This is a genomic window from Psychrobacter sp. PSi21 (assembly GCF_054960615.1).
Genome location: NZ_JBHNYR010000006.1, coordinates 151,105 through 176,740, shown reverse-complemented (window position 1 = coordinate 176,740; position 25,636 = coordinate 151,105). Strand labels below are relative to the sequence as shown.

21 protein-coding genes are annotated in these 25,636 nt (G+C 50.0%); 8 read left to right on the top strand and 13 right to left on the bottom strand.

Going from position 1 to position 25,636, the window contains the following annotated elements:
- Positions 1-139, top strand: a 139-nt coding sequence (locus ACFI32_RS06175) for an EF-Tu C-terminal domain-related protein (protein ID WP_462625645.1), incomplete at its 5' end; no start/stop codon positions are given.
- A gap of 112 nt (positions 140-251) precedes the next feature.
- Entirely contained in the window at positions 252-728 is a 477-nt protein-coding gene (gene rimI, locus ACFI32_RS06170; RefSeq protein ID WP_462625633.1) for a ribosomal protein S18-alanine N-acetyltransferase, read from the top strand.
- A gap of 80 nt (positions 729-808) precedes the next feature.
- On the opposite strand, the gene ACFI32_RS06165 is transcribed toward rimI, so the two are convergent.
- Genes ACFI32_RS06165 through trxB form a run of 3 tightly spaced genes read right to left on the bottom strand, consistent with a single transcriptional unit; the run spans position 809 to position 3,121 of the window.
- Positions 809-1,237 (bottom strand): MerR family transcriptional regulator, encoded by a 429-nt coding sequence (locus tag ACFI32_RS06165; RefSeq protein WP_462625632.1) that lies wholly within the window; start codon positions 1,235-1,237, stop codon positions 809-811.
- A 36-nt stretch (positions 1,238-1,273) separates the two neighbouring features.
- Positions 1,274-2,062, bottom strand: coding sequence for a leucyl/phenylalanyl-tRNA--protein transferase (gene aat, locus ACFI32_RS06160; protein WP_462625644.1), 789 nt, complete (start codon positions 2,060-2,062; stop codon positions 1,274-1,276).
- Positions 2,063-2,098: 36 nt separating this feature from the next.
- Positions 2,099-3,121 (bottom strand): thioredoxin-disulfide reductase, encoded by a 1,023-nt coding sequence (gene trxB / locus ACFI32_RS06155; RefSeq protein WP_462625631.1) that lies wholly within the window; start codon positions 3,119-3,121, stop codon positions 2,099-2,101.
- Between the two features lie 684 nt (positions 3,122-3,805).
- On the opposite strand from trxB, the gene ACFI32_RS06150 reads away from it, so the two are divergent.
- Positions 3,806-7,081 carry a DNA translocase FtsK gene (locus tag ACFI32_RS06150; RefSeq protein WP_462625630.1) on the top strand — a complete coding sequence of 1,092 codons (3,276 nt, stop codon included), beginning with the start codon at positions 3,806-3,808 and terminating at the stop codon, positions 7,079-7,081.
- Between the two features lie 296 nt (positions 7,082-7,377).
- Positions 7,378-8,877: an amidase gene (locus tag ACFI32_RS06145; protein ID WP_462625629.1), complete on the top strand. Its 1,500-nt coding sequence runs from the start codon at positions 7,378-7,380 to the stop codon at positions 8,875-8,877.
- A gap of 66 nt (positions 8,878-8,943) precedes the next feature.
- Here the strand turns inward: ACFI32_RS06145 and ACFI32_RS06140 are convergent, their stop codons facing one another.
- The 8 genes from ACFI32_RS06140 to dapC all read right to left on the bottom strand — a co-directional run bounded on the left by ACFI32_RS06140 (position 8,944) and on the right by dapC (position 17,783).
- A complete protein-coding gene (locus ACFI32_RS06140; RefSeq protein WP_462625628.1) occupies positions 8,944-9,828 on the bottom strand; it encodes a DODA-type extradiol aromatic ring-opening family dioxygenase in 885 nt (294 codons plus the stop codon).
- Positions 9,829-9,975: 147 nt separating this feature from the next.
- A complete protein-coding gene (gene rlmH, locus ACFI32_RS06135; protein WP_462625627.1) occupies positions 9,976-10,464 on the bottom strand; it encodes a 23S rRNA (pseudouridine(1915)-N(3))-methyltransferase RlmH in 489 nt (162 codons plus the stop codon).
- Between the two features lie 113 nt (positions 10,465-10,577).
- Entirely contained in the window at positions 10,578-11,114 is a 537-nt protein-coding gene (locus ACFI32_RS06130; protein ID WP_462625626.1) for a DUF421 domain-containing protein, read from the bottom strand.
- 141 nt (positions 11,115-11,255) lie between these two features.
- The gene (locus ACFI32_RS06125) at positions 11,256-11,738 is read right to left on the bottom strand and encodes an ABZJ_00895 family protein (RefSeq protein WP_462625625.1); all 483 of its coding nucleotides are present in this window, start codon (positions 11,736-11,738) and stop codon (positions 11,256-11,258) included.
- 94 nt (positions 11,739-11,832) lie between these two features.
- Positions 11,833-13,701 (bottom strand): D-alanyl-D-alanine carboxypeptidase/D-alanyl-D-alanine-endopeptidase, encoded by a 1,869-nt coding sequence (locus ACFI32_RS06120; RefSeq protein WP_462625624.1) that lies wholly within the window; start codon positions 13,699-13,701, stop codon positions 11,833-11,835.
- Between the two features lie 100 nt (positions 13,702-13,801).
- Entirely contained in the window at positions 13,802-14,407 is a 606-nt protein-coding gene (locus tag ACFI32_RS06115; RefSeq protein WP_462625623.1) for a 3'-5' exonuclease, read from the bottom strand.
- A gap of 17 nt (positions 14,408-14,424) precedes the next feature.
- Positions 14,425-16,440, bottom strand: a complete 2,016-nt coding sequence (locus ACFI32_RS06110) for a DUF294 nucleotidyltransferase-like domain-containing protein (protein WP_462625622.1) — start codon at positions 16,438-16,440, stop codon at positions 14,425-14,427.
- A 140-nt stretch (positions 16,441-16,580) separates the two neighbouring features.
- Positions 16,581-17,783 (bottom strand): succinyldiaminopimelate transaminase, encoded by a 1,203-nt coding sequence (gene dapC, locus ACFI32_RS06105; protein WP_462625621.1) that lies wholly within the window; start codon positions 17,781-17,783, stop codon positions 16,581-16,583.
- Positions 17,784-18,134: 351 nt separating this feature from the next.
- Between dapC and ACFI32_RS06100 the strand changes: the two genes are divergently transcribed.
- Complete coding sequence (locus ACFI32_RS06100) at positions 18,135-18,764, top strand: hypothetical protein (RefSeq protein ID WP_462625620.1); 630 nt, start codon at positions 18,135-18,137, stop codon at positions 18,762-18,764.
- A gap of 26 nt (positions 18,765-18,790) precedes the next feature.
- On the opposite strand, the gene glnD is transcribed toward ACFI32_RS06100, so the two are convergent.
- Together glnD and map are read right to left on the bottom strand one after the other, a co-directional pair.
- Positions 18,791-21,544, bottom strand: a complete 2,754-nt coding sequence (gene glnD, locus ACFI32_RS06095) for a [protein-PII] uridylyltransferase (RefSeq protein ID WP_462625619.1) — start codon at positions 21,542-21,544, stop codon at positions 18,791-18,793.
- Between the two features lie 178 nt (positions 21,545-21,722).
- Positions 21,723-22,517, bottom strand: coding sequence for a type I methionyl aminopeptidase (gene map, locus ACFI32_RS06090; RefSeq protein WP_462625643.1), 795 nt, complete (start codon positions 22,515-22,517; stop codon positions 21,723-21,725).
- Between the two features lie 347 nt (positions 22,518-22,864).
- On the opposite strand from map, the gene ACFI32_RS06085 reads away from it, so the two are divergent.
- The 3 genes from ACFI32_RS06085 (at position 22,865) to ACFI32_RS06075 (ending at position 25,605) form a co-directional block, all read left to right on the top strand.
- The gene (locus ACFI32_RS06085; RefSeq protein ID WP_462625618.1) at positions 22,865-23,341 is read left to right on the top strand and encodes an META domain-containing protein; all 477 of its coding nucleotides are present in this window, start codon (positions 22,865-22,867) and stop codon (positions 23,339-23,341) included.
- 274 nt (positions 23,342-23,615) lie between these two features.
- Positions 23,616-24,632 carry a Xaa-Pro aminopeptidase gene (locus tag ACFI32_RS06080; RefSeq protein ID WP_462625617.1) on the top strand — a complete coding sequence of 339 codons (1,017 nt, stop codon included), beginning with the start codon at positions 23,616-23,618 and terminating at the stop codon, positions 24,630-24,632.
- 277 nt (positions 24,633-24,909) lie between these two features.
- A complete protein-coding gene (locus ACFI32_RS06075) occupies positions 24,910-25,605 on the top strand; it encodes an Asp23/Gls24 family envelope stress response protein (protein WP_462625616.1) in 696 nt (231 codons plus the stop codon).
- Positions 25,606-25,636: the final 31 nt, after the last annotated feature.

Genomic DNA, 25,636 nt, shown 5'->3' with positions numbered 1-25,636 from the left:
GATGGTCATGCCTGGTGATAACGTTGAGATGGGCGTAGAGCTTATCCACCCAATCGCTATGGACAAAGGTCTTCGCTTTGCAATTCGTGAAGGCGGCCGTACTGTAGGCGCTGGTGTTGTTGCTAACGTATTGAACTAATCCATAAGTCTCAGTAATGAGCTTATGAGTTAGTAAATAAAAGAGCCGTCCTCATTGAGGACGGCTTTTTTTGTTCAGATCTATGCCTATTTACAGTGATTAAAGGTGCAATATGTTTAAGATAGATACTTTGTCGGCAGCGGCGATCGCGCACGCGGATATGGTTCGTGCGGCGGCCGAGATAGAGTCTGCTGTTCAGCCTAATGATGCGTGGTCTGTTGCTGTTATCGAAGACATGATGGCGCAGGACAGTGTATGGCTGTCGGTGGCGACGGGTAGTAATGATGAGGTGGTGGGCTACTGTCTGTATCAGGTTATTTTTGATCAAGCCGAAATATTGCGTATTGGGACGTCGCAGATTCATCAGCGTCAAGGCATTGCCTCGCTACTGTTTGCAGCGCTACATGATACGCTACAGGCGAAAAATGTGAGTAGTTTGCTGTTAGAGGTGCGCGCGGACAATCATGCCGCAATAGCACTGTATGAGCAGCAAGCGTTTCGAATCATCCATAAGCGCAAAGGTTATTACCAATCAGCACATCAGCCAGCAGTTGACGCGCTAATCATGCAGCATGAGTACACTGGGTAACAGTGCAAAAATCTGATTGATAGGGTAGGCTAAAAAAGAGGGCGGCCAGAAGATATAAAATAGCCTTGTCGTTTTGACTGTCAGGGTATGGTTTTTTTGCAGACTTCAATATCTGGTTGATAATCACTATCTGCCTGCATTTGCATAAGAATGTCGATGCGTTCACTCAGTAACTCGACCATCATGTTGATGTTGGACTGTTGCTTTTTGACCTGTGCCAGCTTTTGCTGAGTCAACATGAGCTGTAAATCAATATCTAACTGACCATCGTAATAATCATTTAAGCTATTTTTAATCTCAGTGAGCGTAAAGCCAATCGCTTGGGCGCTTTTGATCAATTCAATACGCTCGACACACTCAGGATGAAACTCAGTATATAAGCGTGAGCCTGCCTGACGCTTACGTGACTTAAGCAGCCCTAGCTGCTCATAATGCCGCACCGTATCTTTGGTCGTGTTGGCCTGTGCTGCCAACGCGCCAATTAATAAAAATGAATCATCAAGCGCCATAAAGGCCTCGTTGTTTGTCAGTTGTGCGAACCATCATCATAGGCGCTGCCAAGGCGCTACTGTATCAAGAAGTGATACTGCTAATGGTCTGTGAGAGGTAGGATGCCATTTGACAGAGTGACTGCTTATTAGCTGGGTCAGCTGGGTGAGAAACTCAGCACGCGGCATGGTTACCGCACCCAAACTCATCAAATGCGGATTGGGTAACTGGCAGTCAACCAGTGCCACTTCGCTTTGTACGCACAAACGCATTAGCCCCCAAAATGCAAGCTTTGATGCGTTAGTAGCCTGATGAAACATGGACTCGCCAAAGTAAATGTTGCCAATCTTTAGGCCATACAAGCCGCCAACCAGCGCGCCTTGCTCATCCCAAACTTCAATACTGTGCGCAAAGCCAGCTGCATGCAGCTGAGTATATGCCTCAATCATCTCGTTATGAATCCACGTATGATCGCCATCAGCTAAGCTGTCGCTACGCGGCAAGCTACAAGCATGAATCACCGCATCAAACGATTGATTGAGTGTCAGCTGCCAGCGTGAGTTTTTGGCTTGACGGCGCAGCGATTTGCTTGGCTGATAGTCGGCTGGTAGCATGATGCAGCGCGGATCAGGGCACCACCACGCGATGGGCTCATCGGCATTAAACCATGGAAACAAGCCGCGCGCGTATGCTGAGAGCAGGGTGTCGATAGCTAAGTCGCCACCGACAGCGACCAGCCCTGTGCCTTGAGGATCAATATCCGCAGGCGCAGGAAAGTCATAACGTCCAAGGCGGGCTAAGGCGTCAGGCGAGATCGTCGCACTGCTACCGATAAACGTATCGATAGCCGCTGGGTCGTTGTCAGCAGAAAAGTCGTCCACTCAGTCCTCTTGATCGGCAGTCAAGGTTGAAGCGTAGGTGTGGTCAGAGGCGACGGTCTCACCAAGGGCATCAAGATATTTTTCGGCATCGAGGGCAGCCATACAGCCAGTACCCGCAGAGGTGATGGCTTGACGGTAGACATGGTCAGCCACGTCTCCTGCCGCAAAGACGCCTTCAATGCTGGTTTGGGTGGCATTGCCACTTAAGCCACTGTTGACCACAATGTAGCCATCTTTCATATTCAACTGCTCGGCGAATAGGTCGGTATTGGGTTTGTGACCGATAGCAACAAACATGCCAAACACGTCAAGCGTTTTGGTGCTGCCATCGGTGGTGGATTCGATGACCACGCCATTAACGCCCATGTCATCGCCGACCACTTCTTTGACCTGATGGTTCCATTCGATTTTGACATTGCCGTTTTTGGCTTTCTCGAACAGCTTGTCTTGCAAGATTTTTTCTGAGCGCAGGCTGTCACGGCGATGCACCAAGGTCACCTCAGCGGCGATGTTAGACAAATACAGCGCTTCTTCGACCGCTGTGTTACCACCACCGATGACCGCTACTTTTTGGTCTTTATAAAAGAAGCCATCACAAGTGGCACAAGCAGAGACGCCAAGCCCTTTGAATTTTTCTTCAGACTCAAGGCCTAAGTACTGGGCAGAAGCGCCTGTTGAAATGATCAGCGCATCACAAGTGTAGCTGCCATTATCGCCCGTTAGGGTAAAAGGACGTTTGCTCAAGTCGACGTCATTGATATGGTCATAAACCAGCTCAGTACCAAAGCGTTCGGCATGCGCTTTCATACGATCCATGAGGGCAGGGCCAGTCAGGTCGTGTGCATCGCCAGGCCAGTTGTCCACTTCAGTGGTGGTGGTCAGCTGACCGCCGACTTGTAAGCCGGTAACCATGACTGGCTTGAGGTTGGCACGTGCAGCATAGACCGCCGCGGCGTAGCCTGCAGGCCCTGAGCCTAAAATAATCAGTTTTTCGTGACGAGGACTGAGGTTATCAGTTGCCATAGTGGTTCCTTATTATTAAAAATAATGTGTTATTAAAAGTAGCGTATGGGGTAAACAGGCGCTTGGGAAAATATACCCAATATTACCACCCATACAAACATCAAATGTTGACCGCTTATCGCGTTGGCGGTGTCATTAGTGCCATGCATCATCAGATGAAAGCATCCGTCATGGCGCACGGATTTATGAAGTGTGATACTAACATAAGGGCTGAGTGCTAAAAGCGCAAGTTTGCTAAAATAAACACCGATATCAAGACAATCAAAGTGCATACGATTGTTACGAGGGGCACAGGTGCGCAAAGTGTCAAGTCGCTGCACAACAGTCCCTTTATTCGGGCACATTTTTAACCTAAATGACTCTTGAACATCGCCGCGATGGGGTATTTAACACTTGATACTCAGTTATCGCACATCGTTATATTTTCTTACGCGCTTTATTGCAAACACAGTCGCCAGCTGACCTATGTATTTGTTATTATAGGAAGTTATTCTGGTGATAAAATAGACGACTTAATCGACAATAATCACCAGCTTTTGCGAAGCGCCGAGTGTGTATTTTACGTCATAAGTTGCCTGCTATATACCTTATAATGAACACTTCGCTGTATAACTTTATGTCAGCATGATTAGGGCTAGTCATGCGTGGACGACAATCTAGTATGGATAACAAGGCAGATTCTACGTGATATCAGCACCGCTTATTGAATATTTGAAAAAAGGGATTTTTACCGTCCTTGGGGTAATACTGGCAGTTTATCTGTTTGTCATTTTGCTGACCTATACGGGTAATGATCCCAGCTGGTCACACATCAGCAGTGATATGACTACCATCAACAATATGGGCGGAGCCATGGGTGCGTGGCTGTCTGATTTGCTGTATCGCTTTTTTGGCTTTGGCGCGTGGTGGCTTTTGGTTTACTTGGTTTATGAGTCGGTACTGATTTGGTGGGAGACCAAGCCGACTTTTTGGCTGCTGCGACTCATTGCTTATGTGTTTTTGATATTAAGCGCTAGTGCGCTGTTTGCGCAGCTGACTGCGTTATGGCAGCACATCGCTGACCCTGCGACCACGCCACTTGAAGGGGTTGCAGGCGGTATTATTGGCCTTGAGCTACAGGTTCGGTTGGCGCAGTTGTTGACCCAGTGGGGCAGTGTGCTGTTTTTAACGTTTTTTGTGATCATTACCGCCACCTTTGCCTTTAATATTCATTGGCTGGCGCTTTATGACCGCATCACTGATTTGTCATGGCTGGGTTCAGGGCTACAATCTAATGATGATATCGATGAAGGCGATACCCCAGCCGCGAAGGAGGTAAGCAGTAAAGCTGCCACCAAGAAGAAAAAAGGCAGCAAAGCACCATCAAATCAACCTGATAGCGACCAACAACAGTTGCCATTAGCGCTACAGCCTGCTGGTGAAACAGCCGCGACTGTGGACACCAGTGCTCGTTTTGGTAATGCCTTGACCGATTTTTTAAGTAAATCAGGCTTGAAAGCGAGCACCAAGTCAACCGTTGCCGCTGAGGAAGAGGCCACTGCAGCGGCCAGTTATTCCGCTGAAAGTATGGCAGCGTCAGAACCTGTTACCCCTCAAAAAACCACCAGCACGGTAGCCAAGCCTGCCCCAGTGCCTGTCCAAAAAGTAGAGCCAAGCTTTGCATGGAATGATGCGAGTACTGTTGATGATTTGCTGGCCAGCGAGCACCATCCTGATACGCATAGCCCAGCCCCAGTCATACCTGCTGCAAGCAAGGCGGCCAATACCGACTTTATCAATGAAGTGCTTCGTCATAATGATGCCAATGATACGCCTGTCTACGATACAGAAAGTCAAGACAAGGTAGCTCAAAACAAGGCAGCTCAGGACGTCGCAGGTAGTGCTGATATCAACGAGCTGGCTGACGCATGGCTGGCAGAAAATCACAGTGTGGCCGAAGCGCATGCCGCTGACAGTATCCTGCCTGTATCTACCGCATCAGATGAAGCGATAATTGACACCGACGACACCGAACGTCAGTCACCGGTTGCAAAGAAATCACGTGTCAACATAGAAGCGTACGACACTAAAGTGTCTGATGCTGCGCCTGTTGATGCAACCGAGGGAGCAGAGACACCAGTCGCCAGTACCCGCCCAGCACGGCGCATTACTTTGCCACCTGAGATACCTGAAGTAGCTGAGTCACCTACAGATGACATGCCCAGTATGACGCCGACCAATACGCCGCCGACCGATCCAAAGGCCGTACCAAGGGCAGCAGCCAATAGCCATCAGGTAGAGAGTATCAAACCTGAGCACGGCGACACGGCGACTGACACGCGTAAAAAACCAACCATGAGTTTTGCAGTGCCAGAAGGTGATGCCAGCAATCATATTGCCGATATGATGCCAGAAGATGATGCACCGATCATGCCTGATATCCATGATGATGCGGCCTTTAGCAGTCGCTCACGGTCCATGCAAACCGCCGCCTATCGTGCCAAGTTAACCCCCATTCCTGAGCTGTCTATTTTGGACACGCCTGATCCTGATCGTAAACCAAGCTATACCGTTGCTGAGCTTGAGCAGTTGTCTGACCTGCTTGAGATTAAATTACAAGAGTTCAATGTCAAAGCACAGGTGGTCAATGCCATCCCCGGCCCTGTGGTTACCCGCTTTGAGGTAGAGCTGGCAGCAGGCGTGAAGGCCAGCAAAGTCACGGGCATCTCGCGAGATTTGGCGCGCTCTTTATCCATGGCCTCATTGCGCGTGGTCGAGGTCATCCCCGGCAAGCCTTATATTGGTATCGAAGTTCCCAATAAAAAGCGCGAAATGGTGCGCTTGATTGAGCTGTTAAACACGGATACCTACAAAGATCCCAAAGCCCAAATCAGCATGGCGATGGGCAAAGATATCGGCGGCAAACCTATCATCACCGACCTTGCGCGTGCGCCGCACATGTTGGTTGCAGGGACGACAGGGTCAGGTAAATCCGTACTGGTGAACGCCATGCTGCTGTCAATGCTGCTCAAATATACGCCCAATGAGCTGCGTTTGATCCTGATTGATCCAAAACAATTGGAGCTGGCCAATTACAATGATATTCCGCATCTATTGACCCCAGTGGTGACTGACATGACCGAAGCCGCCAGCAGCTTGTCATGGTGTGTGGCAGAGATGGAGCGCCGTTATCAGTTGATGAGCTTGCTTAAAGTGCGTAAGCTCAATGAGTTTAATAAAAAAGTGCGCGCCGCTGAAAAAGCAGGCAAGCCAATGATAGATCCGCTGTGGCGACCCAATGACAGCGTCAGTATCGACCAAGCACCAAAGCTAAAAACCTTACCCATGATCGTCATTGTCGCCGACGAGTTTGCCGATATGATCATGCAGGTCGGTAAGCAGGCCGAGGAATTAATCACCCGTTTGGCGCAAAAATCGCGTGCAGCAGGTATTCATTTGATGCTCGCCACTCAGCGTCCGTCTGTTGATGTGATTACGGGTTTGATCAAAGCCAATATTCCAGTGCGTGCGGCGTTACGGGTTAACTCAAAAGTAGACTCGCGCACCATCTTGGATAGCGGCGGTGCTGAGGACATGCTGGGTAACGGCGATATGTTGTTCTTAGGGCCGGGTCAAATCGAGCCTGACCGCGTCCACGGCGCGTATGTCAGTGATGAAGAGGTGAACCGCGTCTGTGATGCGTGGCGTGAGCGCGGCGCGCCTGATTATATTGATAACATGGCGGGCAATTTTGAGCTGACCAGCCCTGGCGGTAGTACAGCCAATGCGTCTGGTGAAGATGACGATCTATATAATGATGCGGTCGCCTTTATCATGGAGACGCGCAAAGTATCGGCTTCTAGTATCCAGCGCAAGTTTAGCATTGGTTACAACCGTGCTGCGCGTATCGTCGATTCGATGGAAGAGGCGGGACTGGTCAGTTCAATGGGTAAAAGCGGCAAGCGTGAATTGCTGGTATAGCAGAATGTAATCTCAAAAAAAGCGAGCGCAAATGGTGTCTCGCTTTTTTTATGCCTGTCGTTTGTATATCGTCATGTTGTCATGCTGATTTTATACACTGCACAGCATGATGCCGCGTCACAAAAATAGTGCAAAACAAACGCAGTACCGCTTGATCATTTATGGAAAAATAATAACAGTGATAACCACAATAAACACGATTCGCTCAGGCGCTGATATGGCGTCTAGGGTCAAAAATACGTTACTGCCCTGATACCAACCCTCTGGGTTCGCCCAACCGCTGTGGATACGCAACTATGTTTAAAGAATATACCCAATACGATGCGCTTGGCTTGGCGGCGCTGGTCAACGCCAAAGCAGTCAGTGCCAAAGAATTGCTTGATGCTGCCATTGCTACTGCTAATCGCGTCAATCCAAAACTCAACGCCATCATCCACCGTTTTGATGAGCGTGCTTATGCAGCAGCGCAAGCAGAGCTGCCCCATGCTGCATTCACTGGCGTGCCGTATTTGCTCAAAGACTTGTCTTTTAGCTTTGCTGGCGAGCCACTGACCATGGGTAGCCGCAGTATTCATATCATCAGCGAGTTTGACAGTGAGATCGTCAAACGGATGAAAGCCACTGGCGTCAATACCTTTGGCAAAACCAATACCCCTGAGCTGGGCTTGATCATTACCACCGAGCCAAAAGCCTATGGCGCGGCGCACAATCCTTTTAAGCATGGTTACAGCACTGGTGGCTCATCAGGGGGCAGCGCGGCGGCAGTGACCAGTGGTATCGTACCGATGGCGGGCTCTGGCGATGGCGGCGGCTCCATTCGTTTTCCTGCGGCATGGTGCGGCGTGTTTGGCCTCAAACCCAGTCGCGGCCGCAATCCATTAGGGCCACTGATGGGCGAAGGGTGGGATGGAGCAGTGGCTGACCATGTGATCACGCGCAGCGTGCGTGATAGTGCGGCGATGCTCGATGCCACCAGCGGTGCTGAACTGGGCGCGCCTTATGTGATTGCGCCACCTAAAGGCACGTTTTTGGAAGCGGCGCTGCGTGCGCCGAGACCACTGACCATCGCGCTACACAAGCAGCCATTGGTTGCCAATACGGTAGTAGATAAAGAGGTACTGGCGGTCTTAGAGCAGACCGCCAAACGGTTGGAATCGATGGGGCATCGAGTGGTTCTGGCGGAGCCTGTGATTGATATTGAGCGTTTTTGGCGAGACTTTTTGACCATCGTGTGCGCGCATACCGCCTTTACCATCAAAAATATTGAGGAGTGTTATGGGGCGGCGCATGTCAAAAACCTTGAACCGCAAACTTATAATATGGCGATGCTGGGACGTTCATTGTCAGCGCCTGATTTGATCAAGGCCAAACAGGGCTGGCATGAGAGTCAGTATCAGACAGGTAAGCTGCTTTGCGATTACGATATGATTTTGTGCCCAACCGTGCCCACGCCTGCCGTCAAGCATGGCGTGCTGCCGCCAAATGTATTTGAAGAAAGTGCCATGTACGGTGTGGGCTTGTTAAACAAAGGCATCAATGTCGGTAAGCATATCTTTGGTTCAGGTATGATTGAAAAGCTCAGCCACCCTGTGTTTAGCAAAATGGCATTTACCATGCTGGGCAATGTCACGGGTTTGCCTGCGATGTCAGTGCCCATGGGCATTAGCAAAAAGGGTTTGCCTATCGGTATGCAACTGATCGGGCGTATGAATGATGAGGAGACACTGTTTAGCCTCGCAGGCGAGATCGAGCGCGCGGGATGGTTTACCCCGCCTGCTTTTTTGGTTGACGCGTAGGCTCAAACAGAAAATGTTATAAAAACAACGTTACCTTGATAAAACGGCGCGGATAAAACGGCGCGATCAATCAAAGCGGTAAATATCCATCCCTAAGCTGTGGTGTGCCATGCTTTCATGCACCACAGAGACGCGCTGACCTGTGCCAAGCGCAAAAAACAGCGGCAAGAGGTGCTCGTCGCTGGGATGAACGTCACGAAATTTGGGATACTGCTGCCAGTCTAACGCGGCAGGAACATCGGTTTTGAGGTGTTGTAGCAGCCAGTGTTTAAAGTCTCGGGCGACCGCATCGATACTTTCTGCTTGCCAACGTAATGCCCGTAGGTTGTGGGTGATGCTGCCTGAGCCAATGACTAAGATTTGCTCATGACGCAGCGCCGCCAGCTGCGCGCCCAACTGATAGCAGGCGTTGCTGTCATAATGACGTGGCAAGGACACTTGCACGATCGGAATGTCAGCTTGCGGGTACATGTGAGTGAGCGGTGCCCATACGCCGTGGTCGCTGGCGCGTAAGGGATTGATACTACAGGTAATATCGCGCGCAGTCAGCTGCTGTGCTAAGGATTCTGCAAGCGGGGTATGTCCTGCGGCAGGGTATTGCAACCGATACAGCTCAGGGTCAAAACCTGAAAAATCATGCCACGTTTTGGGCTTGGGGTTACTACTGATTTCCAGCTTGGCTGATAGCCAGTGCGCCGACATGATGACGATCGCGCGCGGTGTTGGCAGGTTGTGCCCAATACGCGACAGGGCGCTGGTGGTGGCCGACTGTTCGGTCGCCAGTGTGGGTGCGCCGTGCGAGATAAACAGTGCAGGCAAAGTCGCGGCATTTTTTAAGGCGGCAGGCGACTCGCTCCATGCCGCTGCCCCTGTTATCGGTGCAGCAGTACGGGTGCGCGCAGGCGGGCGCGTCGAGGGAGTATCGCTATGAGCGTGATTTGAGTAGGTCATCTGTCGTTTATTAGGGCGCGCGCGGGTTTTTCAATCCATTCGTGATGAATTGCCAAGCGACAAATTGTTAAGCATAAAATAAGCGTGCCAATACGTTGTCATGATATTTTTATGATGATGCGGTAGATAGTAATAGAGCAATGACGCTTAATTACCCCGATGATAAGGGTGGTTATTGTTAATACTCATCGCGCGATACAGTTGCTCCATCAGTACCACGCGCACCAACGGATGTGGCAGGGTCAAGGCGGACAGTGACCACTTGACATCGGCTTTGGCCAGCACTTCTTGTGATACGCCATCCGCACCGCCAATCACCAAGGCAATGTCATCGCCTTGCTGCATGGCGTCTGCCAGTTTGTCTGCGAGGGATTCGGTAGACATCATTTTGCCTTTGACATCCAGCACCCACAGCTGCTCACGCGCGGCAGTCGCATGTGCGGCCAATATGGTTTGGCCTTCTTGCTCACGGTACTGTGCCAGATTGGCATCTGAGGGATTTTTGGCACGTTTGGCTGCTGCCAGCTCCACCAGCTCGGTACTGAGCATGGGTTGGATGCGTTTATAATACTCTTTAAATCCACTCTCTACCCAGCTGGGCATCTTGTTACCAACGGTCAATAGCCGTGCTTTCATACCATATGTCCTCTATATTGCGCTTGTCTGTACCAGAGACCAAACGTACGCAGACGCTACAAATGGGCGTATTTTACTTGATTTTGCGATGGCTGTTTTGAGATTTTACGGTTTCAGTTGTCATTTGATAACGGTACCAGTGTGTCACACAGCTCATCGCTACGGCTGGTATTGTCCTGTTTTTTCATAATGGTCAGCTTGGCATCGGATTCAAAAATAATGGCTTCGACCTCATCCAAGTTGTGAACGCCATCAGCACGCATGGCACACTCCATTTCTTGACGGGTCAGGCGCTCAGCACGCATGGCATCGGGTAAAAATTGCCCTTGATAAAATACAATACGCGGATCAGATAAGATCACGGTACTAAACTGCGGTGAAATTGAGGCGTATTTGGTGACCAAAAACTGCAGCACATACAAGGTAACAATCGAAGCACCACCTTCGATAAAAGGAATGTTTTTGAGTAAGATGGTACTGGCACCCAGCGAGCCGATCATTACCGTGACCACCCAGTCAAAGTTGTTCAGCTGAGAGGTAGAGCGTTTGCCTGATATTTTGGTGATGCTGACGATGAGCACATAGACCATAAATGTCGTGAGTACAATGCGTCCAAGCTTATCGATGTTGTCAAAAAAGATGGTGTCCATAGTTATTCCTTGCGCTCGTCGCGATAAAAAGTAATCAACATCTGTCATCGTAACGGATTATCAGCGGCAGCGTCGCAACAGTTTGTAATATCTTGACCAAGACAAACACAGTGGTCATGACAAACAGGCTTGGGCCACAGGTTACTTGGGGGTGAGTAATCGGTTCATCGCCCAAATTGCCACGCGCGCACTGATGGCGCTGAGCAGTAACATCATGACCAGCGCCGCAACCAGCGGTAAGGGCTGCTGCATGGTCATTTCAAATAAGACCTCGCGACTGGCAGCATCAAACAGCCAGAGCCATAATCCCAAAAAGTATAGAAGCGTTAGTAGCCAAACGGCAATGGTGCCGCCAATACTGACACGGTTGATTTCAGTACTGCTCAGCGCTCGCTGATGATGTTTTACAAATTTGTGTACCGCGATATACGCGCCAACCACGACAGACAAGACAGTGACCAGTTGCGGGTTTAAGGGCAACTGAGCCTGTACCAGCATAAACAGCACACTGGCAAGCACGTAGCCGATCGCAAAAAAGCCCGCATAGCGTGTGAGGGACTTTTGCTTATGCAGTGTCGTAGCAGATGCTGGGCTGGCTTGGGGTTTGAAAGAATAACGAGACATAACAACCTTAGGTAAAAATACAGAAGATAAAAGAGCGGCGAGATAGAGGGTGCTGTTTGGGTGGTCTACTGGTAATCTTGCCGCAAGCCACATGTTATTGCTGCGCGGTCCAATCCAGCATCGCATCCAGCACTGGCCGTGCTGTATAGGGGTTCAACGCCTGATCGGTATTGATCATACCGACGACTGTATAGTCCTGACCTGATTGTCCTTTGACGTAGCCTGCCATCGAGGTCACGTTACTCAGTGTGCCTGTTTTTATCCACGCGCGGCCAATGGCTGCTGACTCAGGTAATCTCTGGCTATGGGTAGCAATGGTTCCACTCACGCCTGCCACCCCAAGCGAGTCTACATACGCCTCAAAGTCTGGCTGGCTATAGGCATAACCGAGTAGCTCGCTGAGGTTGGCGGCACTAATGGTGCAGTCGCGGCACAGCCCTGAGCCATTGGTTAGGTGCGGCGGCGGAGTGGTCAAATGTGTCTGCCACCATTGGTTGATGCGCTGTAGTGCCGCAGGGTAGTCGGTATGCAGCGGCTGATAGTGATATAAGCTGGTGGCGTTTTGCGCGGCATATTTAGCAGGCATAGTGACGGCCTCGCTGCTGTCATAAGCACCGATGGATAATGCCACTTGCTCCGTCATGACGTTATTGGAAAAATGATTGATATCATAAATCTGCTGGGTCAGGTTATGCGATGGATAGCTGGCAATGGGTAGCGCTGATATCGGTAGCGCATTCAGGCCTTGTTTGTTGGGTTTGGCAGTCACCTGATATGGCGTCTCTTGAGTGATAACCGTGCCGCTTAACGTGTTGCCCAGTTGTTGCCATTTATCGGCCAATACGCGTGCGGCAAAATCTTTGGCATCAGGATAGGCGACATAAAAGAGATGCTCGCCGCAACTGGCTGGCAGGTTGGCACCAAGGGTCAGCTTATTCGACTGCCACTGGGGTGCAATACTGTAACGCGCTGAGCTGCATCTGGCATCGCGCGTGCCAATCTTGCTGGGCAGCTCATAATCGGCCAAATTGGGCGCATAGGTCAGCGCCGCGGTTTGGTTTTGTACAGGCCAGCTATGAATGGCCATGCTGCTAAAATTAACCAAAAACCCATCGGGACTGGCGTTGTAAGGCCGCAGCGGTGCGTTGTCAAAGGCGGCAGGATCTTTGCTCACCGACTCAAAAATACTACTATCTACGATGATGTCACCATCAATATGGCGAATGCCCGCTTGCTGCACTTGGTACAGCAGTTGCTGTAAGCGATTGTGCGTCATCTTTGGGTCACCGCTGCCTTGAATGATCAAATCGCCATGCAGCTGATCGCCAATAATCATACCTGTATGATACGCGCGCGTGTGCCATACAAAATCTGCACCCAAGGTATCTAATGCAATAAAGGTCGGTACCAGCTTCATGGTACTGGCAGGCGTGCGCGCTATATCAGGATGATGGCTGAGTAAGGGCGCGGCTTTGTGCGTGCTAGTAGCGTGGGGATCAGCAGTGGGGTCTGCTGGCGGCTGAGTAGCAGCCGTTTGCGGTTGCGCGACAGATAACTCATCAGGCGCGCCCTCAAGACTTTGGTAAGTATAAGCGTCATCGGTAAGCCGATGCAGCTCGCGCTCTTGTTCGGCCACTTCTTGTTTGATGACAGGGGCGACGCTCGCCGTATCTGTATCAGTATTGCTTGGGACACTATCATCAGTGGTTACTGCCTCACTGCGATCCAATACAGGCACGGACGCTGGCAAACGGCTGATGTGCTGATCACCGACAGGCGTCACCAAAATACTGATATCTGCTGGGGTTAAGTTTGCGCGGGTAAGGGCGCTTTGTATGCTATCAGGTAGGGCAGCATGCGCGCTAGGGGCGACCATTGGCAGCATCATCACACTGCTGGCGAGCAATAATGAGGTCAATCGTGACAGACGGTGTGAGGCGTGGGCAGAAGCGAAAAGAGGCATACTGGGTCTAATATGAGAGAATAAAAACCGCCTATCATACCATGACTCCATACAGGTGCGCAGTGACCATGGTGTACTTATCAGGCTCAAGTGGCGGTGTTTAGCGCATGTGCAAAAATGCCATGGCCGTCGTCAAGGCGTCTTGATACGCATCGTGCGCGCCCAGATCAGGGATGCCATAGTGCGCTAAAATATGAGTCAGCTGCTGCGACTGACTGAGTACGCCCTCGGTGCGGTTACCCATGCGCCGACTATACAGCGCGCGGATGTCGATCGCCGTGTTGGGCAGTGGAGTACCCATATAGCGCTTAACCAAAGGGTTTAAAAATGCCGTATCAATTTGCGGGCAGAATCCAACGATTGGTCGATTGTTTATAAACGGTAGCAACAATGCCAGCATATCATCATAATGCATACCGTGTTCGACATCCGCCGTACGCAGGCCATGGATGACGATGGTGTCACGATCAGGCATCACAGGTGGCTTGCAAATCAAATGCAGACCGCTACGGGTATCAATATGATTGCCATTAATATGAATGGCCGCGACCGAGAGCAAGTGATGCTGCTTGGGATTGAGGCCTGTCATTTCACAATCAATGGCTACCCAGCGCTCAGCATCAGGCGGCACAAACATCGATGCCAGTGCTGGACGCGTCAGTTTGCGCTGTTGCCACTGCGCCCACAGCTGGCGCGTCATACTCATGGTTGCATCCTCATCGGTTACGCTATCTCAAGCTGATAATGCTGGCGCAGCTGCGCCTTAAAGCTTTTGACCACTGCCAGACACTCTTTGAGCACATCGCGCTCAAGCGCCGATAAGGTGGTGGGATCCACTTGCCGTGCATGCTTGTCTTCGGTAATAAGCGCGACTGCCAAACGCTGCGCCATAAAAAAGGCCAAGGCTTCATAGAGGGTTTCAGCGCGCTCTGCGGTTAATGCCTGTACTTGTACCAATGCTTTGAGTCGGCCTTTGGTGCTGGACACATGCAGGATATCGTGCTCTAGTGCTAGAGCGCGGATACCATGTACCAGCGGAAAAATCCCTGCCTTTTTTAAGTCAATATCAGGATGGCTGGATTTGCCCAGTAGCGGCGCGAACTTTTGCCACCATTGATTGATCTCGCCAAACTGTAGTGCGGCGCGCGCAAACTGGCGTACAAACATGGGGTCGGCTTGGCGATGCGCGTACTGCAAATGCTCGCGTAACTGTGTCAGCAGCGTCTCGTCACCGCACACGTATTCACCATCGAGTAGCGCGGACAAATAGATGCTGTGCATCGGATCGGTATTGCGAAACCACATACTGATTTGCGTCTTAAAGTCACTAATGGACAGCCGCCATAGGGGATTGCTCATCATGATATTGCCATCGCAAAGGGGATAGCCGAGCGTCGCCAAATGCTGGTTAAAGGTATGGGCGTACTGCGCCAGCTCAGGATGTGAAAAGCCATCTTGGATAATCAAGGCGTTATCTTGATCGGTGCGCATGATCTGCTCGCCGCGCCCCTCCGAGCCCATGACGATGACGCAGGTGTGCGCCAGTACCGTGTCGGGGACGATCAGTTGCCAAAGCTTGGTAAATACTTGCACGTTGAGCGTTTGTACCATACGGCTAACGATGCTGATTTTGACCCCGTTTTGCTGCTGAGTACGGATATAGCGACCGATCAGATCTACCGCCTTATGCAAGCTGCCGATATCGACCGCCTGCTCAATCTCGGTACTGATCAGCTGTGAGTGATGACCAATGTGCGCAAGCAAGTTGCTTTGACCCAAAATCCCCATCACTTGCCCTTGACGATCCAAAACAGGCAGCCGGTGGACGCGGTAGCGAGTCATGGCAAGGAGTGCATCACCAATGTCATGCTCAGCATCGATAGTGCGCAACGTAAAACAGGTATAGGCATGGCACGGGGTGGTATGTGGGTCTTGTGCCTCACTGATGGCGCGGCAAATGTCCGTATCAGTCAAAATGCCCAGTAAACTGTTGCCTCGATGTGATGGGCGCGTGTGGTTGGTGGCGGCAGTATTGTTAACGGGGTCGATAGGCGCTGCGATTGTGGCAGCTTGGCGTACCAATACATGTTTGATGCCTGCCTCGGTCATGATTTTGGCCGCTTGATACAGCGTGCTGTCGGCATCGATGGTTTGGACGGGCAGCAACTGAATATCTGTCACAGGTTGCAGCATGATTTGCTGTACTTCTTGCTGCGCGGCATCATTGGCGGCCGCAGTCGTGCGGCCTCTATGATGTCGATTGCGCCGCAGCGCTTTGAGACGCTCGGGCAGCTTATCAGACAGCAGCTCACGTACCAGATGGTTTTGTGCGCTGAGCCGATCGATCGCTGTACCTTCTACTTGCAACAGCAAGGTGTCTTCACGGGCGATATAGTGATAAGTGGGCGGGATGTCTGTTTTTTTATCTACCCCTTCAGGCTGGCGACGACTGTCAAACCAATCGTTGCCATTAGATGATTCTGCATGACTGCTACCAGTATAGGCGGCGACAAACTCAGTATCCAAAGCGGTGTCTGCGTCAGTATCTGTAGCCAATGTAGTGGTAGCTACTCGCTGCTCGATACGGCCTTTGATCACCACAAAAAAATCGCACAACTCAGCGGCAGGCAAGGATTCGCCTGTAGCGAGATAGCGCACTTGGGTATGTTTTCTAAGGCTCAGGCGTTCGGCTACGCTAAGAACATCAAACGGGGGCTGGGTAAAATCAAGCTGGGGCATGGCATCATCCTTGATGGCCTATTTTGCAGTAGAAACGTTACTATAGCACTATTGATGCAAAAAACCTCTAATAACCATTATATTAATGTGGTTATTAGAGGTTTGGATATTGTATAGGTATTAGGACTATTAGCAGCTGCTTATGCCGCTAATAGTTTGCGGATACGATTGATGGCCTCGCGGCTTTCCTCAACACTGGCGACCAGCGCAATACGCACATAGCCTGCGCCTGGATTGTACCCATCGACCTCACGTGACAAGTAACGGCCTGCAAGTGCGTGAATATTGGCCTGTTCATAGAGCGCTTTGACAAACTGCTCATCATCATGATCGAACTGAGCAGGTGCTTTTATCCAAAAATAAAACCCAGCATCAGGCATGCGCAGCTCAAGCAGCTCGCCCAGCTCCGCCATCCATAAGGCGAACTTTTCTTTATACAGAGCGCGGTTGACTGCCACATGTGCTTCATCTTGCCAAGCGGCAATCGAGGCCAACTGATGCGGTATCGGCATGGCGCAGCCTTGATAAGTGCGATACTGCAAATACGGCTTGAGTAAGGCGGCGTCACCTGCGATAAAGCCTGAGCGCAATCCTGGTAAGTTTGAGCGTTTGGATAGCGAGTGGAACACCACACAATTTTTAAAATGGTTGCGACCAAGGGCGGCGCAGGCTTGTAGTAGCCCGATAGGCGCTTCATCAAAATACAGCTCGCTGTAGCACTCATCGCTGGCAATCACAAAACCGTATCGATCAGAGAGACGAATCAGCTGCTCCCAGTCTTCCATGGTCATTACTGATCCTGTCGGGTTGTTTGGGCTACAAACGAAGAGCAGCTGAGTGTTTTCCCAGACCTTGGCAGGTACAGTGCTATAGTCTCCTTTAAACCCGTTGTCGGCGCTGCAGGGCACAAAATACGGTGTCGCCTCTGCCAAGATGGCCGCGCCTTCATAAATTTGGTAAAACGGATTGGGCATGACGACCACTGGCTGCGCCTGCTCATCACCATGATCGACGACCGCTTGTACGAAGCTAAAGATCGCCTCACGCGTGCCCATCACTGGCAATACTTCACGTTCAGCACTGACGTGCTGCAAAAAAAAGCGCCGCTCAAGCCAATGGGCAATGGCTTGACGCAGCTCAAAGGTGCCATTAGTGGTGGGATAACGACTTATTTTGTCCAAGTTTTCGTGTATTACGTCCAGTACAAAAGCAGGCGGCGTGTGTTTTGGTTCGCCAATACCCAGCTTAATTGTAGAGTATTCGGGGGCTGGCGTGCTGTTGGCAAGCAGTGCTGACATCTTTGCAAAGGGGTAGGGATGCAGTTGATCCAAGTTGTGATTCATAAGTGTGGTAACTATAATAAGTAGATGATAATAAAGTGATAACGAAAAAATACAAACCAGAAGTGTAGCATTTCTCTTATTTTTTGTCTTTTCTTCTCATACCTGACAGTACCCTCTTTCTCAGTTTCTAAGCCATGATGTGATTGGCACTTTCCGATACAAGTCTGCCTTTTCTCATGTGACACATGACCGTTATTAACCATACTAAGAGCTGTCTGCTACTGCTTGTGCGCTTGCCTTGAGGTGACGTCAAAGAAGTCGTTTGCTTTATCAATCATAGCGTTTAAACCATAATAATAACAGTAATAACTGCCATGTTGATACTAGCACGTTATTGCAGGGATATTAGAGATGCCTATTTTTTCTGATGATAATGACAAGCGCACTGCATTTTATGAGCAGCTGCAGCACCGTGAGGAATACTGGTGGCAAGCACGACAACAGTTGACCACGCTTGAAGAGCAGTCTTTGTTTTGGTTTGGTGATAATAGCTTTATCATGTGGCTGCTGTGGCAGTTGGTCAGCTATGTCATTGTCGCTATTGTTCTGATGCTGATTGATCGTTTTTTGGGTGTCCAGTTGTCACTGTGGCACTATTTGGTAATCTTTGGGGCACAAACCTTGATCTTTATCGGTTTGCTGTTTAATAAGGGCCGCTTTGCCAACCGCATTCAACAAAAAATCGATGATGCGATTGTGGCTAGTGAAGAGGCGCTGCAGGAGATGTATATTTTGGCAGCGGACAGTATTTTTCCAGATGTTCATGCCCATGCGCCTATCTCGTTACAAGACATTTATCACCGCTATCACGCACAGCTGCGCCTCTCCAGTTTGCAGTGTTTGTTGCAAAAAGAAGTTGATGCAGGGCGGCTACTACTTGGTCAAAACCAAGTTGAGGTACAAGCCCTACCACCCGAGTTGGCAGATGATGATCTGGTTCCATATGCCAACCATATGATTTATAAAAGCGCGGTGTTCTAGCCGCGCCCGTTACTTCTCTCATACTTTTAGGTATAGTTGCCCTCATTACGCGCTTGCAAACTGGCAGTCAGTGCCGTTTTTAGCGTTTCAAGTTTGGCCTCAGAGAGTGGCTGATCATGTTGGTCACTGATATAAAACATATCTTCTGCACGCTCGCCAAGCGTGGTGATGCGCGCCGCATGCACCTCGATACTTTGCTGCAAAAATATCTGTCCCACCCGTGCCAGTAGTCCCGGCTGATCAAGCGTTTGCAGATTTAGAATGTGCTGGTTTGAGGCATCATTAAACTCAAAGCTGATTTGGGTTGGTACATCAAAATGTCTGAGCTGACGCGGAATGCGTTTGTACGTCACTTTGGGTGATGCTGGGTTTTTGAAAGCATCAATCAAGCGCGCTTTGAGCTCTTCTTGAGAGTCTGTGTCCTCAAGCAGCGTGCCGCTGCGATCGAGCAAGACATAAGAGTCTAACGCAAAGTCGCGGGTCGCGGTGATGATACGCGCATCCAGTACATCCAAATTCATCTGGTCAAACACGGCCATGGTAACGGCAAACAGATTGGCCTGATCTTGGGTATAGACGAAAACCTGCACCGCATCCAGCGCCAGCTCGCGATGCTCACGCAGCACCACCAGCGGCGGGCTGTCGGCGTTTGAGGCACGGCCAATCGGTGGATGGTTCAAAATCGCTTCGGTATGCCATAAGATATCTTCAGTAATCTCGCGTAAAAAATACTCATCGCCCAAGTCGTCCCACAGCATCAGTACCTCTTCGCGGTTCATGTGCTGGTTGTCGACGTTATCAAGCATCTCAAGCGCTTGTTTGCGGGTGGCACTGATCATATCTTGGCGGTTGGTGGGCGCGTCGATATCGGCGCGCAAGATGCGCCGCGTTTGTGAATACAGCTGTTTCATCAAGGTGGCGCGCCAACTGTTCCATAGCTGCGGGTTGGTCGCGTTCATATCGGCCACTGTCAGTACATACAGATGATTTAGGTGGGTGACGTTGCCCACCAAGTCAGCAAAATAGGTCACCACCTCAGGGTCTGAGATGTCTTTCTTCTGCGCCGTCATCGACATCAGCAAGTGATAGCGTGTCAGCCAGCCGACCAAGTTGGCATCCGCGCGGCTCATACCATGGGTCAAACAAAACTCGATGGCCTCAGTTTCGCCAAGCTCGCTGTGATTGCCGCCGCGGCCTTTGGCAATATCATGGAACATCGCAGCCAATACCAAAATCTCTTTGCGCTCAATACGCTGAAAAATGGCGCTGACCAGCGGAAAATCTTGATAAAAACGATGATCGGTAAAACGGTGCAAAATCCGAATCAAAAACAGCGTATGCGCATCGACCGTATAACGGTGAAACAAATCATACTGCATCAGCCCAGTGACCTGTGCAAACGCAGGAATATAGTTACCGAGCACGCCATAGCGGTTCATCGCACGTAGGCGGTGGAACAAGTAGTTTTGTTCTTTGAGGTTGGCCAAAAACAGCGCTTGATGCTCAGGGTTGTCACGATAGGTCTGATCGATACCGCGAGCAGCAATCTTCAGCGCGCGTAAGGTGCGTGTGCGAATGTTTTTGATGCCATGCTGACCCATCAGCAAGAACATCTCTAAGATGGCATCAGGATGCTGCGCAAAGACGCGGTGATGCGCCATGGCAATTTGATCGCCAATTTGATTAAAATGCGCGTTTAGCGTGTGTTTTTTGGGCTTTTCGCCATCGGGCAGTTGCGGCTCAATGATGGTCTCATAGTAGTGATTGATGAGCATCTCAGAGAGGGTCGATATTTTCATTGCGCAGCGATAATAGTCACACATAAAGCGCTCGACCGCTGCATTTGGCTCGTCATCAGGTTGAGGCTCATAGCCCATACGCTGAGCAATCTCGCGTTGGTAGTCAAACAGTAGTTTATTTTCATTGCGCCCTGTCAGTTCATGCAAGTAATGGCGAATCTGCCACAAATACGCTTCGGCAAAGTTGAGCTCATCAAACTCTTTTTCGGTCAAAAAGTCTTGTTGTACCAAGTCATAGAGCTTACCCACGCGAAAATAGCGCTTGGTGACCCAGCCGATGATATGAATGTCACGTAGGCCACCAGGGGCAGTTTTGATGTTTGGCTCAAGATTGTACTCGGTCGCATTGTGTTGTAGATAGCGCGCCCGTGCTTCTTCGATTTTGACATCATAAAACGAGCGCTGTGACCATAACTGATTGACCACATCGCAAGGGGTGTCTGTCAGCGCTTCATTACCCGTCAAGAGCCGCGCCTCTAATAGTGCACTGGCGACCGTATGATCCTGCGCCGCCTCTAAGCAGTCATCAATACTGCGTACCGATAGCGCAGGCTCAAGACCCACATCCCACAGCATCGCCACCAGCTTATCAATCTTATCGCTGGCATCGGCATCAATCTCATCAGGAGACAGTAGCAAAATATCAACATCAGAATACAGCGACAGCTCACCGCGTCCATAGCCGCCAGTGGCAAACAAAGCAAGCTCAGTCTGATCAAGCTCAAACCAGTTAAACAGCGCCGTCAGCAAACCATCAATAGCGCAGGCACGTGCCGTGACCAGCTGGCGGATACTGACCCCGCGATCAAGCGCACGGCTGATGTCGTCGTTGATCTGCGCCAGCCACTCAGGGATGCCCAGCAGCAGTTGATCAGTGGACTCGCTATCAGAGGTCGCCGTACCGACCAACTCTCGAGACAGCGTTTTGGCAAACAGCGGTAGCGGCGTGATATAGATAGAGGCGACATCGCAAGTGAACATGAGGGGTATCCAATATAAAAGAAAAAAGTGGGAGGCGCAGCGCCAGCATACCAGCTTATGGCCCCGTTATAACATCATAAAATCAATCAGGTCACTGGCGCAAGTGCCAGCACCCAAAAGTCAACGGCCAGTAAAAAAACCGCAAAAAAAAGACCGCCTAGGCGATCTCTTTATCAGACTATTGTGTCAAAAAACTCAAGTCTTCTTCAGGGCGCGTGGTAAAGACTTCACAGCCATTGTCCGTGACCACCATCGTATGCTCCCACTGTGCCGAAAGCTTGCGGTCTTTAGTAATGGCGGTCCACTCATCAGGCAAGATTTTGGTCTGCCATGTGCCTTGGTTGATCATCGGCTCAATGGTAAAGGTCATGCCCGTTTTTAGCTCAAAGCCAGTGCCTTTTTTGCCATAATGCATCACCTGCGGCTCATGATGGAACTCATCGCTGATACCGTGACCGCAAAACTCGCGCACGATACTAAAGCGCTCAGGCTCGACCACTTCTTGAATGGCGGCACCGATATCACCAAGACGCGCACCATCTTTGACCACACGCATACCAGCATAGAGCGCATCTTGTGCCACTTTGCAGATGCGCTGCGCCATGATAGAGCCGTTGCCGACGATCCACATTTTTGAGGTATCGCCATAGTAGCCATCTTTGATCACGGTCACATCAATATTGATGATGTCGCCATCTTTGAGTAGCTTGCTGTCGGTTGGGATACCGTGGCAGACCACATGGTTGACTGAGGTACAAATAGACTTGGGAAAGCCATTGTAGTTGAGCGGAGCGGGGATGGCTTGTTGCTCATTGACGATATAGTCGTGGGCAATTTGGTTCAGCGCTTCGGTGCTGACGCCAACTTTGACGTATTCATCAAGCATCACCAACACGTCGCTGGCAAGTTTGCCTGCAATACGCATTTTTTCTATGGCTTCTGGAGACTGGACTAGGGATTTTTTTTTCATCATCATCGTACTTATCGTTATGGTGTTAATGTGCGCCAATTATAGCATAAATGTGCGCCACGCGGTTTGGCTGTGCTTATCAGTGACATTGAAACCGTTGATGTTACTATGCCATTTGGCGCACGACGAAAGACAGAGACAAAATAACGCTACAAACCACGCCCAATCAACCTACCTCACGCCGTTATAATAAATAACTTATAACCACATACAGTGGGCAAGCGGCGGCTGCGTTCATGTAAATGACTACCTTGTGCATTGAAGACATGCCCTAAATCGTAGCAGGCACCCACCGCGCCCTGATTTTGTTTCACTGCACCAGTGTATGACATCACAATATAGGAGCTTATATGAAAACCACCACCACATTACTGCTGGCAACCAGCTTGAGTGCAGGCATTTTGATGACAGGCTGCCAGACCACACATCGTATCAGTGCCCCTACGAATCACTCTGTCAGGGCTGCTGCTCTACAGGCATACAACTGGCAACTGGTGGACGCCAAATACCAAAGCGGCGAGCAGATTGCGCCGCTGTTCTTTGATGCTACCAAACCACTGATACTAAATTTTATGACCGATCGCGTTGTCCTAAGAAATGTCTGTAATAACATCAACGCCAGCTATCAAGTAAAAGATAGCAAGGTGCAGCTTGGCAATATCACCAGCACCGAAATGGCATGCCCAACGCCGCAAGCAAAATTTGACACTGCCGCCGCGGCCACGATAGATGGGATGTATAGCGTCAGTACCAATGCCAACAAAGTACCGATTTTGACCATTACAGGTACCGACCGCATTGCTCACTTTAAGGCAGTGGCCAAATAAAATGTCTTAAAATACACCGTAAATTGCTGCACTATAAAAACGCTTCACAATATGTTGTGAAGCGTTTTTTATGCCTCGGCGCATATCAGCTATTGGGGCGATGGTCTGTTTATCACAGATAGGGCAGCAAAGCGGTTGCTATCCTTTAATTTTATATCACTATATAAGTATGGTTAGACTACACTGTAGGCAGTTGATAAATAAGTATTTGCACGGTCAGTTGCTTTTTTACGCGTCGCCGTTTCTTTTTATGATCACGATAAGCTGAGTCCACATGACAAATCTCTCCCCTAGCGCAGTCGTAAGCCCTTCATTCGCCCACCACAGACAACCGCGCTATCTTCAAGCTCGCGTGCTGACCTTGCTGGCGGCGCTGAGTCTGTTGTCGGCCTGTAGCACTTTATCTGGTACAACTGGCAAAAGCAGCAGCACTGTCAGTATGAACCCGCTAACAGCGGCCATGCCAGCCGTCGATCGTGGTGGCCGTATCGCTTATGTAGAAGAACAGGGCATGGGCACTGATAAAATCTCTACCTTGTACACCATTCGTCCAGACGGCCGCGAGCGTCAAAAGATCGTCCAGCTAAACGGCTATATCTATTCGCCAGCATGGTCAGCGGATGGTCAATACTTGGCTTATAGCAAACAAGTGCTGCGTGAGTCGCCCAAGATATATATATACGACCGTCAGCATCAAAGCCATCGTTTGTTGGTTGATGTTCAAGGCAGCAGTCTGTCGGCGACGTTTGCACCAGATGGGCAGACCGTGCTTTATAGCTCGACAGTTGGCGGTAATGCCGATATTTATCAAGTGCGATTAAATGATGGCCATATCACGCCGCTGATTACCTTGCCCAGCACCGAAGTGCAGCCCAGTTATGCGTCTGATGGACAGAGCTTTGTTTATGTTAGTGATCAAGTGCGTACAGGGCGCCCGCGCATTTATCGCTATGACCTTGCCTCCAAACGCACGCAGCAAATCGCCACCAGCGGTTATGCAGCAAGTCCGCAGCTGAGTATGGATGGCACACGCATGGCCTATCTTAACGGTCGCCAAGCGGCGGTCATGACCTTGGCTGACGGTGCGGTGCTCAACTTGGCGCAGACAGGTCTTGATGAGCCTGCGCGCTTATCACCTAGCGGTAGCTATGCCATCTATCCACAGCAATATCCACCAAATAGCCCCCAAAAAGGCAGCTATCTCGTGGTACGATCGCTAACTGGTAATGGCAGTTATATGATTGGTGGCCAAGATGGTGGGGTGGTCAGATCGCCCATATGGGGACGCTAAAAACGAACCGGTTTGATTCATCAGTATCACTAAAGAAAAAAATTATTATCTATTTCTAATTCGGCGCTAAGCACGCCAAGCCTTGGTAACGGTAGCCTGATGATAAACCAGACAAATTTTAGAAAAATAAGGGATACCAAAACCTGTATTATGTAACCGATTGTATATATAATAATTTATGATAGAACATAAGTTCACCAGAGACAAACGATAGGCGCGATGCACAGCAGCGCCATCAGTGTGAGTGAATCAAAGGACTAAGAGGAGCGCATAGTTGATGCAAGAGGCTTTTGCAATATACATCACCCAGATCAGTTCGTACCCCACTGTCGTCTTTACGACGTTGGTCATGTTTGTCACCTTGTATTGGATCATATCGCTGCTGGGTATGGCAGATATGGATAGTGTGGATATGGGCGACGTTGGTGGCGATGGTGCCGACTTGGCATCGACAGGTGTTTTTACCGGTTTGATGCTTAAGTTTGGCTTGTACGGTGTGCCACTGATTATCATATTGACGCTCATCAGCTTCATTGGCTGGACATTGAGCTACTTCTATACCAGTTTCTTATATGACTGGCTGGATACGGGTTTTTTATATTACCTATTCGGTACAGGTGCGCTTATTTTGGTGCTGGTGGTGTCTATGTGGCTCACGGGTTTGATTATCTCGCCTATTCGCAAAAATATTGCCAATATCCCTAAGCGTAACGCGGCAAGCAACATTGGTAAAACGGCGATAGTGCGTACGTTAAGCGTGACCGATATGCATGGTGAAGCCGAACTTAATGATGGCGGCGCGGGACTGATACTCAAAGTTCGTATAGATGATGAGTGGCACAACGCACCATTACAATATGGCGATAAGGTGGTATTAATCGAATACATGCCTGAAGTTAATGCTTATCGCATACAGCCAATCGAGCAGGATCAATCATCTGTGTCGATCGATAAAGATCTTCTCAGTCACTAATTGAAATTTTAATAATTCCCTTTTTAGCTCA

What these genes read in the sequence shown, in the direction of transcription:
- rimI (WP_462625633.1), top strand. Translation starts at nt 252, where the DNA reads ATGTTTAAGATAGATACTTTGTCGGCAGCGGCGATCGCGCACGCGGAT.
- ACFI32_RS06165 (WP_462625632.1), bottom strand. Translation starts at nt 1,237, where the DNA reads ATGGCGCTTGATGATTCATTTTTATTAATTGGCGCGTTGGCAGCACAG.
- trxB (WP_462625631.1), bottom strand. Translation starts at nt 3,121, where the DNA reads ATGGCAACTGATAACCTCAGTCCTCGTCACGAAAAACTGATTATTTTA.
- ACFI32_RS06145 (WP_462625629.1), top strand. Translation starts at nt 7,378, where the DNA reads ATGTTTAAAGAATATACCCAATACGATGCGCTTGGCTTGGCGGCGCTG.
- ACFI32_RS06140 (WP_462625628.1), bottom strand. Translation starts at nt 9,828, where the DNA reads ATGACCTACTCAAATCACGCTCATAGCGATACTCCCTCGACGCGCCCG.
- rlmH (WP_462625627.1), bottom strand. Translation starts at nt 10,464, where the DNA reads ATGAAAGCACGGCTATTGACCGTTGGTAACAAGATGCCCAGCTGGGTA.
- ACFI32_RS06130 (WP_462625626.1), bottom strand. Translation starts at nt 11,114, where the DNA reads ATGGACACCATCTTTTTTGACAACATCGATAAGCTTGGACGCATTGTA.
- ACFI32_RS06125 (WP_462625625.1), bottom strand. Translation starts at nt 11,738, where the DNA reads ATGTCTCGTTATTCTTTCAAACCCCAAGCCAGCCCAGCATCTGCTACG.
- ACFI32_RS06120 (WP_462625624.1), bottom strand. Translation starts at nt 13,701, where the DNA reads ATGCCTCTTTTCGCTTCTGCCCACGCCTCACACCGTCTGTCACGATTG.
- ACFI32_RS06115 (WP_462625623.1), bottom strand. Translation starts at nt 14,407, where the DNA reads ATGAGTATGACGCGCCAGCTGTGGGCGCAGTGGCAACAGCGCAAACTG.
- ACFI32_RS06110 (WP_462625622.1), bottom strand. Translation starts at nt 16,440, where the DNA reads ATGCCCCAGCTTGATTTTACCCAGCCCCCGTTTGATGTTCTTAGCGTA.
- dapC (WP_462625621.1), bottom strand. Translation starts at nt 17,783, where the DNA reads ATGAATCACAACTTGGATCAACTGCATCCCTACCCCTTTGCAAAGATG.
- ACFI32_RS06100 (WP_462625620.1), top strand. Translation starts at nt 18,135, where the DNA reads ATGCCTATTTTTTCTGATGATAATGACAAGCGCACTGCATTTTATGAG.
- glnD (WP_462625619.1), bottom strand. Translation starts at nt 21,544, where the DNA reads ATGTTCACTTGCGATGTCGCCTCTATCTATATCACGCCGCTACCGCTG.
- map (WP_462625643.1), bottom strand. Translation starts at nt 22,517, where the DNA reads ATGATGAAAAAAAAATCCCTAGTCCAGTCTCCAGAAGCCATAGAAAAA.
- ACFI32_RS06085 (WP_462625618.1), top strand. Translation starts at nt 22,865, where the DNA reads ATGAAAACCACCACCACATTACTGCTGGCAACCAGCTTGAGTGCAGGC.
- ACFI32_RS06080 (WP_462625617.1), top strand. Translation starts at nt 23,616, where the DNA reads ATGACAAATCTCTCCCCTAGCGCAGTCGTAAGCCCTTCATTCGCCCAC.
- ACFI32_RS06075 (WP_462625616.1), top strand. Translation starts at nt 24,910, where the DNA reads ATGCAAGAGGCTTTTGCAATATACATCACCCAGATCAGTTCGTACCCC.